The organism is Pseudomonas sp. BE134 (genome assembly GCF_031456105.1).
Lineage (GTDB): Bacteria > Pseudomonadota > Gammaproteobacteria > Pseudomonadales > Pseudomonadaceae > Aquipseudomonas.
Genome location: NZ_JAVDUA010000012.1, coordinates 139287 through 154898, shown reverse-complemented (window position 1 = coordinate 154898; position 15612 = coordinate 139287). Strand labels below are relative to the sequence as shown.

At 56.2% G+C, this 15612-nt stretch carries 17 protein-coding genes and 1 pseudogene; 7 read left to right on the top strand and 11 right to left on the bottom strand.

Features of this window, described 5'->3' with window-relative positions; translation table 11 throughout:
• Positions 1 to 70 precede the first annotated feature (70 nt).
• Together J2Y56_RS12600 and J2Y56_RS12595 are read right to left on the bottom strand one after the other, a co-directional pair.
• Positions 71 to 1687 carry an inorganic phosphate transporter gene (locus J2Y56_RS12600; RefSeq protein WP_310350488.1) on the bottom strand — a complete coding sequence of 539 codons (1617 nt, stop codon included), beginning with the start codon at positions 1685 to 1687 and terminating at the stop codon, positions 71 to 73.
• Positions 1688 to 1825: 138 nt separating this feature from the next.
• Positions 1826 to 2848 carry a transporter gene (locus J2Y56_RS12595; protein WP_310350486.1) on the bottom strand — a complete coding sequence of 341 codons (1023 nt, stop codon included), beginning with the start codon at positions 2846 to 2848 and terminating at the stop codon, positions 1826 to 1828.
• Positions 2849 to 3085: 237 nt separating this feature from the next.
• Between J2Y56_RS12595 and J2Y56_RS12590 the strand changes: the two genes are divergently transcribed.
• Entirely contained in the window at positions 3086 to 4744 is a 1659-nt protein-coding gene (locus tag J2Y56_RS12590) for a methyl-accepting chemotaxis protein (RefSeq protein ID WP_405046854.1), read from the top strand.
• Positions 4745 to 4846: 102 nt separating this feature from the next.
• On the opposite strand, the gene J2Y56_RS12585 is transcribed toward J2Y56_RS12590, so the two are convergent.
• Together J2Y56_RS12585 and J2Y56_RS12580 are read right to left on the bottom strand one after the other, a co-directional pair.
• Positions 4847 to 5155 carry a PepSY domain-containing protein gene (locus J2Y56_RS12585; protein WP_310350482.1) on the bottom strand — a complete coding sequence of 103 codons (309 nt, stop codon included), beginning with the start codon at positions 5153 to 5155 and terminating at the stop codon, positions 4847 to 4849.
• 122 nt (positions 5156 to 5277) lie between these two features.
• The gene (locus tag J2Y56_RS12580; protein ID WP_310350479.1) at positions 5278 to 6405 is read right to left on the bottom strand and encodes a glycerophosphodiester phosphodiesterase; all 1128 of its coding nucleotides are present in this window, start codon (positions 6403 to 6405) and stop codon (positions 5278 to 5280) included.
• A 236-nt stretch (positions 6406 to 6641) separates the two neighbouring features.
• Between J2Y56_RS12580 and J2Y56_RS12575 the strand changes: the two genes are divergently transcribed.
• Entirely contained in the window at positions 6642 to 6968 is a 327-nt protein-coding gene (locus J2Y56_RS12575; protein WP_310350476.1) for a DUF2025 family protein, read from the top strand.
• A 125-nt stretch (positions 6969 to 7093) separates the two neighbouring features.
• Here the strand turns inward: J2Y56_RS12575 and J2Y56_RS12570 are convergent, their stop codons facing one another.
• Positions 7094 to 7402: an antibiotic biosynthesis monooxygenase gene (locus tag J2Y56_RS12570; protein ID WP_310350472.1), complete on the bottom strand. Its 309-nt coding sequence runs from the start codon at positions 7400 to 7402 to the stop codon at positions 7094 to 7096.
• Between the two features lie 177 nt (positions 7403 to 7579).
• On the opposite strand from J2Y56_RS12570, the pseudogene J2Y56_RS12565 reads away from it, so the two are divergent.
• Positions 7580 to 7675: pseudogene (locus J2Y56_RS12565) on the top strand (LysR family transcriptional regulator); the annotation flags it as partial.
• Positions 7676 to 7682: 7 nt separating this feature from the next.
• Here the strand turns inward: J2Y56_RS12565 and J2Y56_RS12560 are convergent.
• Both J2Y56_RS12560 and J2Y56_RS12555 read right to left on the bottom strand, forming a co-directional pair.
• The gene (locus J2Y56_RS12560) at positions 7683 to 8222 is read right to left on the bottom strand and encodes a DUF1003 domain-containing protein (protein ID WP_007946095.1); all 540 of its coding nucleotides are present in this window, start codon (positions 8220 to 8222) and stop codon (positions 7683 to 7685) included.
• A gap of 120 nt (positions 8223 to 8342) precedes the next feature.
• Positions 8343 to 8960, bottom strand: coding sequence for a TetR/AcrR family transcriptional regulator (locus tag J2Y56_RS12555; protein WP_007946094.1), 618 nt, complete (start codon positions 8958 to 8960; stop codon positions 8343 to 8345).
• A gap of 217 nt (positions 8961 to 9177) precedes the next feature.
• Between J2Y56_RS12555 and J2Y56_RS12550 the strand changes: the two genes are divergently transcribed.
• Entirely contained in the window at positions 9178 to 10236 is a 1059-nt protein-coding gene (locus tag J2Y56_RS12550) for an MBL fold metallo-hydrolase (RefSeq protein WP_310350467.1), read from the top strand.
• 47 nt (positions 10237 to 10283) lie between these two features.
• On the opposite strand, the gene J2Y56_RS12545 is transcribed toward J2Y56_RS12550, so the two are convergent.
• Together J2Y56_RS12545 and J2Y56_RS12540 are read right to left on the bottom strand one after the other, a co-directional pair.
• The gene (locus J2Y56_RS12545; RefSeq protein ID WP_310336068.1) at positions 10284 to 10502 is read right to left on the bottom strand and encodes an XRE family transcriptional regulator; all 219 of its coding nucleotides are present in this window, start codon (positions 10500 to 10502) and stop codon (positions 10284 to 10286) included.
• A gap of 11 nt (positions 10503 to 10513) precedes the next feature.
• Complete coding sequence (locus J2Y56_RS12540) at positions 10514 to 10831, bottom strand: helix-turn-helix transcriptional regulator (RefSeq protein WP_007946091.1); 318 nt, start codon at positions 10829 to 10831, stop codon at positions 10514 to 10516.
• A 221-nt stretch (positions 10832 to 11052) separates the two neighbouring features.
• On the opposite strand from J2Y56_RS12540, the gene J2Y56_RS12535 reads away from it, so the two are divergent.
• Both J2Y56_RS12535 and J2Y56_RS12530 read left to right on the top strand, forming a co-directional pair.
• Positions 11053 to 11421, top strand: coding sequence for a hypothetical protein (locus J2Y56_RS12535; RefSeq protein ID WP_310350463.1), 369 nt, complete (start codon positions 11053 to 11055; stop codon positions 11419 to 11421).
• Positions 11422 to 11456: 35 nt separating this feature from the next.
• Complete coding sequence (locus J2Y56_RS12530) at positions 11457 to 12152, top strand: DUF6933 domain-containing protein (protein ID WP_310350461.1); 696 nt, start codon at positions 11457 to 11459, stop codon at positions 12150 to 12152.
• Here J2Y56_RS12530 and J2Y56_RS12525 read toward each other — a convergent pair whose 3' ends face one another.
• Complete coding sequence (locus J2Y56_RS12525; RefSeq protein ID WP_310350458.1) at positions 12153 to 13139, bottom strand: hypothetical protein; 987 nt, start codon at positions 13137 to 13139, stop codon at positions 12153 to 12155.
• 150 nt (positions 13140 to 13289) lie between these two features.
• On the opposite strand from J2Y56_RS12525, the gene J2Y56_RS12520 reads away from it, so the two are divergent.
• Positions 13290 to 15131 carry a hypothetical protein gene (locus J2Y56_RS12520; RefSeq protein WP_310350456.1) on the top strand — a complete coding sequence of 614 codons (1842 nt, stop codon included), beginning with the start codon at positions 13290 to 13292 and terminating at the stop codon, positions 15129 to 15131.
• Here J2Y56_RS12520 and J2Y56_RS12515 read toward each other — a convergent pair whose 3' ends face one another.
• Entirely contained in the window at positions 15132 to 15566 is a 435-nt protein-coding gene (locus tag J2Y56_RS12515; RefSeq protein WP_310350453.1) for a very short patch repair endonuclease, read from the bottom strand. It lies immediately after the preceding gene.
• Between the last annotated feature and the right edge of the window lie 46 nt (positions 15567 to 15612).

Below are 15612 nucleotides of genomic sequence, written 5' to 3'. Positions count from 1 at the left end.
GCGTTATGGTTTACGACTGCTGCGCAGCCGAACGCAGGCTGCGCCAGCTGCTACAGGGTTTTGTGTTTAGTCAGAACAGTTGGGTGAATAACCAGTACAGGCTGCCCGACAACAGGATCGCCGCCGGCAAGGTCAGCACCCAGGCCATGAGCAAGTTACGGATGGTCTTCATCTGTAAACCGCCACCGTTGGCGACCATGGTCCCGGCCACACCCGACGACAATACGTGGGTGGTCGACACCGGGAGGCCGAACATGTCCGCCGCACCAATCGTCAGCATCGCCACGGTTTCCGCCGAGGCGCCCTGGGCGTAGGTCAGGTGGGTCTTGCCGATCTTCTCGCCGACCGTCACCACAATGCGCTTCCAGCCCACCATGGTGCCCAACCCGAGCGCAATCGCTACCGCGATCTTGACCCAGGTTGGAATAAACCGCGTTGAGTTATCGATCTGCTGCTTGAACAGTTGCAGCTTGGCGCTGGTGTCGGCGTCGAAATTACCGACCTTGTTCTTGTCCATCAGGCGAATGGTTTCGCTGGTCAGGTACATGTCGTTACGCACGTTACCCACAGCGTCGGCCGGCACATCGGAAAGCGAGCCGTAACCCTTGACCTGAGCGCCAATGCTGCCGGTGAGTGCGGCGAGCGCCGGCACCAGTTGCGGCGTGGCTTCCTTGCTGCGCACGTAGTCAGACAGCACCGGGCGCGGGTCGGCCGGGGCCAATTGCGGTGCAGCCTTGACCAGCGCCTGCTGGGTCACTTGCGCCACGGCGGCAAACTGCAGCGCCTGGTCAGCCGGCATGGCGCGGTTCAGTGCGTAGGCCATGGGCAGCGTGCCCACCAGAATCAACATGATCAGGCCCATGCCTTTCTGGCCATCGTTGGAGCCGTGGGCAAACGACACGCCGGTGCAGGTCACGATCAACATGCCGCGAATCCACCACGGTGGCGGGGTGTTGCCTTCAGGGGCCTTGTACAGCGAGCGGTTCTTGACGAATGCGCGCAGCGCCAGCAACAGCAGGGCGGCGAAACCAAAACCGACCAGCGGCGAGAGCAGCAACGCATAACCGATCTTGGTCGCCTGTGCCCAATCCACACCGCTGGTGCCGTCACGGCCGTGCATCAGGGCATTGGCCACCCCAACGCCGATGATCGAGCCGATCAGCGTGTGAGAAGACGAGGCCGGCAAGCCCAGCCACCAGGTGCCGAGGTTCCACAGGATCGCGGCGATCAACAGGGCGAAAATCATGGCGAAGCCGGCGGACGAGCCGACTTGCAGAATCAGTTCCACCGGCAACAGGGCAATGATGCCGAACGCCACCGCACCGCTGGACAGCAGCACGCCGAGGAAATTGAAGAACCCGGACCACGCCACCGCGAAATTCGGCGGCATCGAGTTGGTGTAAATCACTGTCGCCACGGCGTTGGCGGTGTCGTGGAAACCGTTGACGAACTCAAAGCCGAGGGCAATCAATAGCGCCACACCCAGCAGTAAATACGGGGTCCAGGTGGTGACGACCGTGCCGACTTCTTTCACGTCGCGCATCAGGCTATAAGCCGTGAACAGCAACCCGATGGCCAGCACGCCAAAAAAAATCACCAGCGTGAAGGCGCTGGGTTTTTTATCGAGTTGGGGTCTGGTGCTGCTGACGGGTGCCTGAGCTTTGGCGGGGAAGGAAGGAGTAGCCATTACGGACAATCCTGAGGAAGGAGGAATGTCAGTGATGGTCGTTCCAATTTGTTACAGGGGGACTGTTCCAAGTCAGGGTTTGGGGTTTTTGTTATTCCGTTGATCCGAATCCACCGCTGCTACAGGGCACTGTGAGGTTCAGTAATCCTGGCGCTTACGAAACGCCCAACGTCCCGCAATCACGGTAAACGTCGCGACCAGCGCCACCAGAATCCAGAACCCCTCCGGATCGCCCGACAGTGGTACGCCGCCGACGTTCATGCCAAAGAAACCGGCAATGATGTTGATCGGCAACGCCAGCACTGTCACCACCGTCAGGGTGAACAGGGTGCGGTTGCTCTGCTCATTGAGGTTGGCGGCGATTTCTTCCTGCAACAGCTTGATCCGCTCACCCAACGCCATGAGGTCGTTGATGATCAGCGCAAACTCCTCGGTGGACTTGCGCAGCTCCTTGACGTCCTCCTTCTGCAGCCATTGCGGCGGTCGATTGAGCAGGCGCAGCAACGAACCCGGCTCCAGCGCCAACAGGCGTTGCAGGCGCACCAACACCCGGCGATTAGCGCCCAGTTCGGCCCGGTTGGTCGACAGCCGCGACGACAACAATTCATCTTCGATCTGATCGACACTCAAGCTGGTCTTGCGCACGATTTGCGTCAGCACCTCGCCCTGGTCACGCAGCAAATGCACCAGCAACTCCAGGGGCGAGCGAAAACATTCACCGGCCTTCACCGAGGAGCGCAGCTTGTCTACCGAGTGCAGCGGTTGCAGGCGCGCGCTGATGATCAGCCGACTGCGGGCGCACACCCATAGCGTCGAGACATCCGAGGAGATCATGCTGCTGAGGTTGAACACCACATCGTTGACCACTGCCAGCAGGGCTGAATCCACATGCTCGATGCGCGTCGAGCGCGAGCCTTCGTGCAGTGCTTCGAAAAATTCGTCCGGCAGCTCCAGATGACTTTTCATCCAGCGCTCGCACGCGGCGTGGGCCAGGTTCAGGTGCAGCCAGAGGAATTGGTCGTTGTCGTCGGGTTGTTGCAGGTAGTGCAGCGCCTTGGCTGAATCAATCTCGCGCCCGCGTTCACCGGGGCGGAATACGAAACCGTACAGCAGGCCAAACAGGTCCGGGTCGCGATGGCTTTGGTCGATGCTGTGGTTCATGAGTGCTCGCAAGGGAGGCGCCTGTCGCGGGTTTTACAGGTTCACTTGAGCGGCATCATCGCAAGGATTTTTGACAGTTTTGTGACAGGGTGATGGCGGAAAAACAGCGGCTCTACCGGTGGTCGAAATAGATTAAAGAACCGCTCTGGACCGCCGATCACGCTTACTTAACGTGCGCGCCCTTGGCCATGAGCCACGGTCGCTGACAGGGATGTCGGACACTGTTCACGCCTTGTAATGGCGTGTCTCCCCCCTTGTCATGAGTATCACTCGATGCTGCAAAAATCCCTGAGAGCACAAATTCTCGCCTTGTTGAGCGGTAGCCTGCTGGCGATGTTACTGATTGCTTTGGCTTGCTTTCATTTTCTGTCCAGTGGTGTTCAGAGCTATGCGAATCTGATCGATGGCCCTCTGCGCACTTCACAGTTGATCGATGAAGCCAACCTGCAATTCAAGGTGCAAGTTCAGGAATGGAAAAACGTCCTGCTACGAGGCAAGCAACCGGCGGACCTGGACAAATACTGGAAGCAATTCGAAGACCGTCAGCGTGAGGTGCAAAGCATCCTCGGTGAGCTGGCCGGGCAGAAGGGCATCGAGCCGCAACTAAAGACCCGCATCGAACGTCTGCGTGATGAACACCGCTTGCTGGGCGCCGCGTACCACAAGGGCCGCGATGCCTACGTGGCCGCCGGTGCCGATCCAACAGCGGGCGATACCGCAGTGAAAGGCGTGGACCGCGCGGCCAGCGATCAGATGAGCGAATTGGTCAGCGAATTGCGAAAGCAGGGCAACGAGCAGGCAAAGTTGATCAGTGCCGACGCTGACCGCACGGTATTGCTGGGGATCATCGTGATGCTCGCTTCGGGCTTGTTGATTGGTCTGTTGAGTCTGTGGCTGGTCAACCGCAACCTGGTCGAACCGATTCAAAAACTGATCGAATATGTAGCGCACCTCAGCCAGGGCAAGATTGGCGAGCGTGTGGTCAGTACCCGTCAGGATGAGCTGGGCAAGTTAGCTGTCGCAGCCAATACTTTGCGCGATTTCCTCGCCGAAACCTTCAGCCATTTGCAACGCAGCGCCAAGGATCTGGACAGCGCCAGTGGTGAACTGAACTCCATCGCCGGCCTCATGGCGGGTGGCACCAACGAGCAGTTCAACCGCACCGATCAGGTGGCCACGGCGATGAACGAAATGTCCGCGACCGCACAAGAAGTCGCCCGTCACGCCGCCGACGCCGCACGGGCGGCTGACGATGCCGACCAGTCCGCGCAGCAGGGCGAAAAAGTCATGCAGGGCACCATCCGCACCATCACTCAGATGCGCGGTGAAATTGCCAACACCGCCACGGTCATTCGTCAGTTGGAAACCGACAGCGGTCGCATCGGCAAAGTGCTGGAAGTGATTCGCGGCATCGCCGAGCAAACCAACCTGCTGGCACTCAACGCCGCCATCGAAGCGGCCCGTGCCGGTGAGGCCGGACGTGGTTTTGCGGTGGTCGCCGATGAGGTCCGCAGCCTGGCCCAGCGCACGGCGGCATCGATCATCGAAATCAACCAGATCATCCAGACCGTGCAAACCGGTGCCGTGGACGCGGCCCTCGCCATCGAAAGTGGTCAGACACGCAGTGAGGAAAGCGTGCAACAAGTGACCGAGGCCGGGGCGATGCTGGAGCGGATCACCCAATCCGTCGAAGCGATTCGCGACATGAACCGCCAGATCGCCACTGCTGCTGAAGAGCAAACGTCGGTCGCCGAGGACATTTCACGTAACCTCACCGAGATCACCAGCATCGCCAGTACCAACCTGGACAACGTGCAACGCACCGAAGCCGCGAGCCAAAACCTGCATGGGTTGTCGTCGCAGTTGAATAAAGTGACGGCGCGTTTAAGCGCTTAAGCCTGCACAGGAAGACTGAAGGTGTAAACCTTATTCAGGACGAGACGCCAGATCCAAAAAAGCCGCACGATTGGCAAATCGTGCGGCTTTTTGCGGTGTGTATCAGTCGTCTTGTTTGTTTTTCAGGACTTCGCCGGTGGCGGCATTCAAATCCACGTCCCATTCAACACCTTTGGCGTCGCGCAATTCGACTTCGTATTCGTAGCTGTTGAAGTGGTTGTCCAGATCGCTGTCGGTAATCGTGGCACCCGGGTGCAACTTCATAACGATCTGGTTCAGTTCTTCCAGCGGCTTGATCTTGCCATCTTTGGCCAGCTGAGGGATCTGATTGACAGTAACGTCTTTAGCCTGAGCCAGGCCTGCGGTGAGTATCAGGGCGGCGGCAGTGAACAGGGCAGTCAGGGTTTTCATGAGGTTCTTTCCTTGGATTGATCTGTTTAAGTAGGATCAGATTAGCGGGGGCAACTTAATTCATCCTTAATTCCCGTTACCGGATCGTTCCCACGCAGAGCGTGGGAACGATCTTTAGGGTTTCAATACCCGTTATTTTGCAGCAACTGCGCAACCGTCCCGGCCGCCGGCCGTTTATAAAACTTCAACAACTCACTGGCCCGATTGGTAAAAATCCCGTCAACCCCGGCCTCCATCACCTTCTGGTAATCCACCGCATCGTCAATGGTGTAAACGTGCACCAACAAACCCTGATCGTGGGTGAATTGGTTCATCCACGGTTTCACCAGGTCCGAGTAGCTCTGGTCGCCACCTTCGGTCAACGCGGCGGAGGGGCCGGTGCCGATGGCGCCCTGGGCCTTGGCATACTCCACCCATTGCTGGAATTCGGCTTTGTCTTTCGGTTCCTGTTTGGCGTAGTAGGTGGCTTTTTCCTTGTCGCCGGACTCGGCGAACGTCACCTTGGATTGCGGCTCGATGCTGCCTTCGCCGACCCACAACAGCAGGATCTTCGGCACTTTCGGCATTTCCTGTTGCAGCAGTTCGAGGCTACTCTTCTCGAACGTTTGCAACACCACTTTGCCTTTGCCCTGACCGACCGCCACATCACTCTTCGCCAGTTTCGAACCCACCGGGCTCAGCCAGCCACGGTCCTGCAACTTGTCCTTGAGGTCGCGCTCGATGCCGGGGAATTGCTTCGGCTCTTTGGTCTCGATGTACAAACCGGGTTTGTGCAACGGGTTGCCCTGGGCGATGTCGATGATTTCGTCCAGGGTCAGGATTTTCAGGCCAGCGTAGGAAGGACGCGCGCGATCCGGGTAAGCCGTGTTGAACCAACTGCCGGCGTCGAGGGTTTTCAGCTCGGCAATGGTGAATTCGTTGGCCACGCTGTCCTTGCGCTCAGGGAATTTGGTGGCGACGTCCGTGGTGCGTTGCAGGTTGTTGTCGTGCAGGGCAAACAGCACGCCGTCCTTGCTGCGTTGCAGGTCCAACTCCAGATAATCAGCCCCCAGGTCGCGGGCCAGTTTGTAGGCGGCGGCGGTGGATTCCGGAGCATCGAACGACGCGCCACGGTGAGCGATCACCGCCGGGTGCGGAATGCCCAATCGGCTTGCCAGCGCGTTCGGGGCGGGTTCGCTGGCGGCCTGTGCCTGGCCGAGGCCGAGCATCAGACTCAGCAACAGGGCGCTTTGGGTGATGGTAACCGGCATGTCGAGATCCTTTCGCAGAGAGATTTTCAAAGACGTCTCTTTTAACAACTGAGCGTTACCAGCGCTATCGCCAGACCGACATAAACGTGTTTGAAACAGATTTTTTCAGCGCCCATGGGCGCTGCTTTGCAGTACTCTTGGCCACGGCAGTTTCCCCGGAAGAGGGAAACCCGCGTCATTTCCCTTGCGTGTAAACCATCGATCACCGGTCGTTACCGACCTTTTGTGAGGTTTATATGCGCATCACTTCCGAGCTCATCTGCCAGGCCGCCGACCAACTCAACGGCTTTGTCGGCCTCAACCGCAAGACGGGTCATTACATTGTGCGATTCAGCGAAGACTCGTTCGGCATGGACGTGGCCGATGACGGCATTATTCCAGTGAGCGAGTTTGTCTGGGAGCCGGGGCCGGAGCAGGTCATGACGCTCAAACGCGAATTGATTCAGTTGTTGCTGGACCAGAACATTGATGACCGGATCAACATTACCGAGCCTTTGCGGGTGTACATGACGCGGCGAGAAGTGCCGGAGATTGCGGCGGTCAGGAGTCTGGTACAGGATTGAGTTTTGCGGTAACTGGGATGGCCCCTTCGCGAGCAGGCTCGCTCCCACATGGGATTTGTGAGCGACGCTGCCCCCCTGTGGGAGCGAGCCTGCTCGCGAAGGCGGCCTAAAGGACAGCGCAATTTTCAGCGCTGAAACCGATAATCCCGCTCAACCCTGCAAACCCGTGTATGACACGCCGAATACCAGGTCGAGCGCCCACGCTCACGTATCTCACTGTGCTCGGGATGATGTTTCCACGCCAGAATCGCCGCTTCATTGGCCCAATACGAAACCGTAATCCCGAGCCCATCGTCGCCCCGGGCCGATTCCACGCCGAGAAACCCCGGCTGTTCACGGGCCAGTTCCAGCATGCGTTCAGCGGCCTCGGCGTAACCCTGATCCCCTTCAATGCGCCGGGATGTGAAAATCACCGCGTAGTAAGGCGTTGTCATGGTTCCTGCCTCACACAAGCCTTGATGAAAGCACGGACCGGCGGCGGCATCGTGCCCTTGAGCGCCGCACGTTCCGGCTGAAACAGCGTGGCGACAAAGAACGGATGCCCCTTGAGCTCAACGGCCCGCGAATCCCTCTGTGAATCGTGGCCAACGGCTTGTAGCGCGCGGCTAGACACCGCGCTCTGGTTGCTCACCCGACCTGACTGCCGCGCGTTACGCTCGGTGGTGACGCTGTTTGATGAGTTGGGACGAGCATTGCGACTGCCCTGAGCGAGCGCTAAACCGTTGGTGGCGCTTTGCGCACGAAGTGCTGATGCATCTCAGTGGTCAGGTTTTCAATGCGTTCGGTGAGGGTCTTGGTCATCTCGGTGAGCCGAGTGTTTTGTTCGAGCAATTCCAACAATTGTGCGGTGTTTTTTGCGGCTTGGGCCTGACGTTCGGTGTTGGCCACGGCGATGGCCTCACGGTGCTGCGCATCGGCTTCCGACTGCGCTTTGTCGCGCGCCGCCTGACGAGTCTGGGCCAGCAGAATCAGCGGGGCGGCGTAGGCCGATTGCAGGCTGAACGCCAGGTTTAGAAGGATGAACGGATAGACGTCGAAATGGGTCACGCCGAAGACATTGAGGCACACCCAGAGCACCACGATCAGCGTCTGAGCACCGAGAAAGGTCGGCGTGCCGAAGAACCGCGCGAAGGCTTCGGCGCGCAGGGCGAATTTGTCGTTGCCGAAGGTGGGTGCCAAGTGGGCGTGAGGGCGGTGAAAGCGCAGGTGGTCGACGGGAGCGGTGGACATGGTTTCGGTGGTCGGGGTGGTCATGATGCTCTCTGCATGGCGCTGGGACTGAGGCTTACTATAGCCCCAGCCCCAGTTTCATTCTGAAACACCTTGTGCTGTTTTATTTTGAGCTGAGCGATAAGGGGGGAGTAGCGGAAATTGTCACTTTTCGCAGACCTGATAACAGGCCAGGAACATGTCCAGCGCCGACTCCACCACGGTGGTCTGCATCTCGGGCGACAGGCCCGTCAACCCCATGGAAATCTGCGGCCAGAACGCAAAGGACTTGAGCATTCCCTGGATCTGTTGGGCGGCAAAGGCGGGGTCGACCGGTTTCAATCGACCGTCCAGCTGGGCTGCGCGGATCCACACGGTCAGGTCTTCTTCACGCTCGCCCATTCTGGCGACCATATGCTGTGCACGCTCCGGAGAATGGATGGTGGCGGCAATAGCCACCCGCGCCAGATCGAGAAAATTGTCATCGCCCAGCATCTGCAATTTCGCCTGAAACATCAGACGCATCTGATCGCGCAGAGGCAGGTCAGGGCGGTAGGACATTTCTTCTACTGCCGTCAGCCGTGTCCAAAGTTGATTGAGGATTTCGGCAAACAACTCTTCCTTGCTCGGGAAGTGGTTGTACACCGTGCGCTTCGACACACCGGCAGTGGCGGCGATCTTGTCCATGCTGGTGATGTCGAAACCGTTTGCACGGAATTCGGCAATCGCCGCCTGAATAATGGCTTCGCGTTTTCGGTCGGTGAGGCGCTGTGGAGCTGTCATAAGTACGCTTCGGCAGGATGCAGAGGGGAATTACACTCGGTAGTTTACTTGTGAGCGGCTTTGATGCAACCTAGAAACTACACTGCTCAGTGTAATGTTTTGTTAATCCTGTGCAGCGAAAAATAGATCGTCCGGCTGATGCGTGCGTGCTTTGGCCATTTATCGTCCCACCGTAAAAAACCGCCATCTAGCGGTTTTTTTCTGGAGTCACTCAGTCATGGCCACTTCATCCTCCGCTGCGGAAAACGCCAATACGCCTGAAGCTTCCCGTCAGGCCGAAGGGCTCTTTCGAAACCATGCCCCCGTGCAACGCGCAAGTGGTCGCAACATGTTGCGCATCATGTGGAACATGATTTTCCACAAACCACGCAACACCCGCCCGACCGCCCCGGTGCCGGTACAAACCCTGACCCAGGCGGCGTTGATCGCGGCACCCAACCACAGCGTCTACCGCCTCGGCCATTCCACCGTACTGCTGAAACTGCGGGACAAATTCTGGATCACCGATCCGGTCTTCGCCGAGCGCGCTTCACCGGTGCAATGGGCCGGCCCCAAACGCTTCCACCAGCCGCCGATCAGCCTGGAAGACTTGCCGCCGATTGAAGCGGTGATCCTGTCCCACGATCACTATGACCACCTCGATTATCACGCGGTGCTCAAACTGGCAGACAAGGCCAAATACTTCCTCACCCCGCTGGGCGTCGGCGACACCCTGATCAAGTGGGGCGTCGATGCCAGCAAAGTGCGCCAGTTCGATTGGTGGCAGGGCACTGAAGTGGACGGCGTCCAGTTCATTGCCACCCCGTCGCAACACTTTTCCGGCCGTGGTTTGTTCGACGGCAACAGCACGCTTTGGGCGTCCTGGGTGATGATCGACGGCGACACGCGGATCTTCTTCAGTGGCGACAGCGGTTATTTCGATGGCTTCAAACGCATCGGCGAACAGTACGGCCCGTTCGACCTGACGCTGATGGAAACCGGCGCCTATAACGTCGAGTGGCCGCACATTCACATGCAACCGGAGCAAACCCTGCAAGCGCACGTCGACCTCAAGGGCCGTTGGTTATTGCCGATTCACAACGGCACCTTCGATTTGTCGATGCACGCCTGGTTCGAGCCCTTCGACAGGATCCTGGCGTTGGCCTGGGAGCGCAATGTGTCGATTTCCACGCCGCAAATGGGTGAGGCGTTCAACGTGATGTACCCGCAACGAGGTAGTGCGTGGTGGCTCGGGATGGAAAGTGAAAGCGATCAGGTCTCAGCTCAGAACGCGTGATGACTGACCGCCGGGCCGAAGGAAGCGGCCCGGGCTCCACATCCAGACTAGCTCCGCGCATCGACCAGCAGGTTCAGGTATTCCGAGATTTTCGCTACGGTCAAATCGCGAAACTTTCCCCGGAGCATTTCATCCAGCTCCGCTTCAGACAACCCGAGCTTCTGCGCCGCCCCAGTCTTGTCCAACCGACCGGTTTCAAGAAGAAGCCCGATCTTCATCACGTATTCGGATTTGGCTCGCCTTTCACTTCCATCGACATCAATCATCCGCTGACACCTCACTCAACCATCGCATAATCCGCCCGCCCAACCGGGTTCGGCGTCGACCCTTTCACATTCATCCCGCGACCCGGCGCAAACCCAGGAAAAAACACCAACCCTTGCGCCTCAAAGCAATACGCCAACGCCAGCCGGGTAACATCCAGCACATCGCGCTTGGCCTCAAACCGCTCGATGGCCTCTACCGAAACCCCGGATTCCCGGGCCAGCTCATCAACACTCCAACCCAGCATCGCTCGGGCCTGGGCGCAGTGGGCCGGGGTGAATTGGAAGAGGGCGATACGTTCCAGGGTGATTTTCATCGCATGAGAGGCCATGGTGTTCTCCGGGCTCGAGAGTGTTGATTCAAAATATACTGTGTTTTTGTACAGTTGTTTTGTGCCCGGATCAAACTGATTTTTTGATTTGTGCTATTTCGAGGCTTCCATCCAGACGGACGGTAGAGGCATCGTCGCCGGCGATTTTCCGTTTGGTATTGGATGGAAATTTCGGAAGAATAGGCTGGTGACCATCTGAAACTTTTCAAAGGAGGCCGCACATGCCGATCCTCGAAAGTGACTGGAAAAAACTCAAGGACTTGCGCGAGATAGCGCTTGATCGTTTCTGCCAGGGTGTCCTGGCCGACGCCAAAACCATCAGCCAAAATGGCGCGCTATCGGCTCACACCCGGTATCGAATGCTTTATCGCCTGATGCGAGATCGTGACAAGGTCATCGTCGACACGTTCGACAATAACGGCCAATCCCGTTCCAGTGCACTCATGGGGCTGTGGTTGATGGTCATGCATGACTTGCTGACCGAGGAGGAGTTATCAGTCCTCAGTGAAACCGCACTGCACTCCATAAGGGAGGTGGTTCGTCAGCCCTCTGAGATTGAATGGCTTGAAGATACTGTGCGCAAGGACTGAGCGCTTTATTTCACCGACTCACCAGAGAACTACGGATGCTGATTTTCAACTGCACCGAAGCGGCCAGCAAATTCTTCAGCCGCGTACACAAGGGCAAAACAATCACGCCGGTAGAGGCCCAACCGCCGTCGCCCACTCCTGAAGAGGATGAATTGGGTGATTCGGCGGAACAGTGGCTGGTCCATGTGATCACGGTTCAGCGCAAACACGTACTGTTCGTCATGCACATAAAAACCCGCTACTGCATGATTTTCGCGGACGCGAAAAAGGCCGATGTTGAAGGTTTTATCCAGCGGTTTACGGAACGCTGGATCTACGGCCTGATTCATCACGCGGCGCAGCACGATATTCTTCAATGGGTCGATGATGAGCCGATGATGGAGCGTTTCCAGGAGAGTTGCCGCGAGTACGTGTTTTACAAACGCAGGCATCGTGGTGCGCAAAAACACATCGATGATATCGCCTGGATCTTCCAGGGTTTCGCCGCTGAGTGGGGCACTCTCCCGCCGGATGAGTTCGCCGCTGGACGCTTCGACGCGCAGATGAACGACACCTTCAGAAACAGCAAGGGTTACAAAGACTATTACGCCCCTGACGAGGAGATGATGGTGCACTGGTTACGTCAATACTGTGGGCTTGATGAACAAGGTCTTCAGGCTGCACGTGACCGGCGCAAAGACGCGAGGCAGGAGTTTCGTGAACTGGAAAGACAGCTTCAGCAGGATGGATAACTACCTGTCCAACCCCGGCGCTTCCCGAACGATGAAGTGATCCAGATTCTCAATATTCGCACTGAACACCCCGAACGTCTGCTCGGGGTTTTTCTTGCTAGGCACCTGCTTCAACTCCGGCGTCACGCCATAAAAGAAGCAACACAAATCCTTCCCACTCTCGATGGCGTGCTTAATCTCTTCCAGAAACGCTTTGCGCTTGCGGTAGTTGTCGATCAGCTTCTTGCTCAAGTAAACATTGACCGAATAAGGCTTCTTCTTCGCCTCATCCGCCTGCTTGAACCAGACCTTCTGTTCGAAATCGATGCGAAAGCTCTGGGTGTAATCCTTGATCTCCTTGATCTTGCCCCAGTAAATCAGCCCCTTGTTGTCTCGCAGATACTCGATCTTCTTGAAGAACGACCCATAAGGCGCCGTGTGCTCGCCAATCTTCAGCGGCATGCGCTTGAGCAGCTCCTTGTCCTCGAAGTTCGAGACAAAACATTCCACCGGGTGAGCGAAGACACTGGTCTTGTCTGGTGCCGATTCGCGGACTGGGGGCTCTGAGTGAGTGTCTGCCGAAACGGTTTGCGGGAGGTCTCGAACTTCATCCGCCGTCCCCGTCGGGTTCGATGGTTGACGCACATACTGACGCCGGGTCAGTAACAACTCCGACGGGAAATGTTCCTCGCGACTGTCATCCGTTTCCGCACCGTCCGCGTCCACACCAGACGCCGAGGCTTTGAGACTGACGTAAGGACAATCCGCCTCGTGCCGTGTGCTGGGGGTGTTTTTGAAGTGCGGGGTACGGACGTAATTCACGTTTTTGGCGTTGAAGGTTGTCAGCACGTTGGCCGCATCGAATGCCGCCCTGCAATTGTCATTGGGACATTGGAAGTGTTCTTTGGCGGAATCGAACGCCATGGTTTCGTCGAAATTCAAATCGCGCACGTCATAGATCGACAGTTTGTCGTCGAGGCTGAGGCAGTAGGCGAGGTCGAATTTCATGGTGGGTTCGGGTCCTTGAGTGGGGTTGAGTATTAATAGCGGGGGGCAGGCACGCGTTTCTATAGTGTGTGGCTGTCCGATGCTCGGCAATGGGTACTGATGGCGTGGAATTTGCCGTCTGTGTTAAGTTTATGTCACCACGATGGCACTTTGACCATTTTATGGCTCGGCTACACTTACGGTTTGGGAACTGGAATGGACTGGGAAGCTCTTGTTCAAAGCTTGTGGGAAATCATCCACTCACAGGGCTTTGATGCCTTCGAGGCTCACCTGAGGTGTGGTGTATTAGATCAACCTATCGATGGGCTTGTTCAAGCTTTAGATGCTCTTCATAAAGCTGATGCAAGCGATGTCTTCCAAGCTCTGCTTCTCGAGTCACTGAAAAATAGTCCTTTTTGTGATCGAATCAAACACAGATTGCAGATGTCGCTGCGATTCCAAATCCCGCATGCAGACGGTCATCTGACACTAATCGAAGAACGAACTTTTTTTCTGGAAAATATAAGTGTCTTGGTCACATCTAATCGTTTTGCTGAAGCCATAGCTAACATTCACGCGGCTATTGAAAGGAAGCAAGACTCCGACCTTCTAGAACTGCTAGGTCGCGTCTATCTGCTCCAATGCTCCCACGACACTCACATATCCGGAGCAGCCGAAAAGCAAGTCACTACACACTACGATATCCCGCAGGAATTCAACAGTTTTGGATCTGAAGGTGATTTCGACCTATTCGTTTGGCAAGACTCTCCAGTCCTCCAAAAATCAACGCATGACAACGAATGCATCGAAGCAGCCGTAGAGGTTCAAGCACTTATCTCCGGTTCAATTCCTGCACAACCGAAAGCAATGGAGTGGTGTATAGATCTGGATGATGGGGAGCCCCCCCCCTCCAGCTCCTTTTCTTCGGAGGCAGCGATGTCTGCTACTGAAAAGCTTTCTCATGATGACCTTTCAACGAGCGACGTTATAGCCCTAAATAACCTTGATCTTAAAGAGGGGCAATCAAGCCTCGAAGATATGACTCAAGAAGCAAGCAGACGGTATTTCGATTTTCAGATCTTGAAGTTACAGCCAGAGGACAAAGAATTGCTCGGCATTATTCGGGCTAACCCGAAAATCGAGGCCGATAAACTGGCACGAGCAATGGAAATGCGGCCACCGATTTTGAATCACACTCTCGGGACACGATTGCGATATTGGATTGAGCGGGACCGCTTGGGGGGCTTTTCTATAAAGAGGGAGCTGTTAAGTCTGCTGTCTGATTCTACGTTTGAACGTCACGAACATGCGGCGGAAAAAAAATCGATAGATCCAATGCCTAAGACACTCTCTACTCAAGACGAAAAAGAGGTTCGGGCGCTGCCGTCTGATGTACCTACTTTGTCAGATCAAGCAAATCAAGTTATTCGCTATTTTACCCAGAATCCAGGAAAAAAAACCTACGAAGGTGCGGATGCCCTGAAGCTCAATCACATGACCTTACTCTCCTTGTTGGACGGTTGTCTTGAGGAATATCTGGAAAGGGATCGTGGTTTTGCAGTAAGGCCTCGCCTGCAAGCCAGCTTAGAAGAAGCCAGAGCCCCGCTTACGAAATCGGCACTGCAATTGCCTGATTCTGAGGAAATACCCAGCGGAAGTGCAATGACTAAAATTCAGACACCGCTGACGCAGAGGACCATCCAAGTTGCCCCTCTCACAGAACCAGCTGTGCTTGTAACGATGGATGTCGAGGATGCCGACGTAACCGTTACTGATCTTGCCAAAGCAGCTGCAATATCTCGTCTTTCTCCCCTAGGCAAACAGATTCTCGCTCTGCTGGCATCTGAAGGAAAAGGATACAGCCGAGACTTGGCTCGGAAACTTGAGCATGATGTGGATGAAGTCAACAAGATGCTCCTGCGCACGCTAAGCGAGCACGTTTCCGTTATTCACAGTGTCTGGCGCTTGAACAAAGGCATGATAAAAGCCCTCAAACTTGCGGCTATTATTTAGTTAAGTTTCGGGGGGTAAATTGTCTCGTGACTGCCTGATCGCTTGGTATAACCAGTCTAGGTTTGGATGTGCTCCCTTTAGACTGCACTCCCATACTTCAAAGACCCGCCAGCCAGCGGCAATCAGAAGTTCTCTGTTCCGAGCATCGCGCAACACATTATGGCGGAATTTTTCAGTCCAAAATTCCACTCTAGTGGCCGGCATGGTGGCGTATTGGCACCCCTCATGGCGGTGCCAGAAACAGCCTTGTACGAAGATGCATGCCTTGTACTTCGCAAGCACAATATCTGGTTGTCCGGCCAGCGCCTTTACGTGGAGCCGAAACCTGAAGCCTTGGGCGTGCAGCAATTTTCGAGTTTTCAGTTCAGGCCTGGTATTCTTGCCTACAATCCGAGACATCATGCGTGAGCGGGTTTCCTTGCTCACTGTATCCATCTTCATTTTCCCCCGCTTGATAATAAGGGCGAAACTCAGAGTTAAT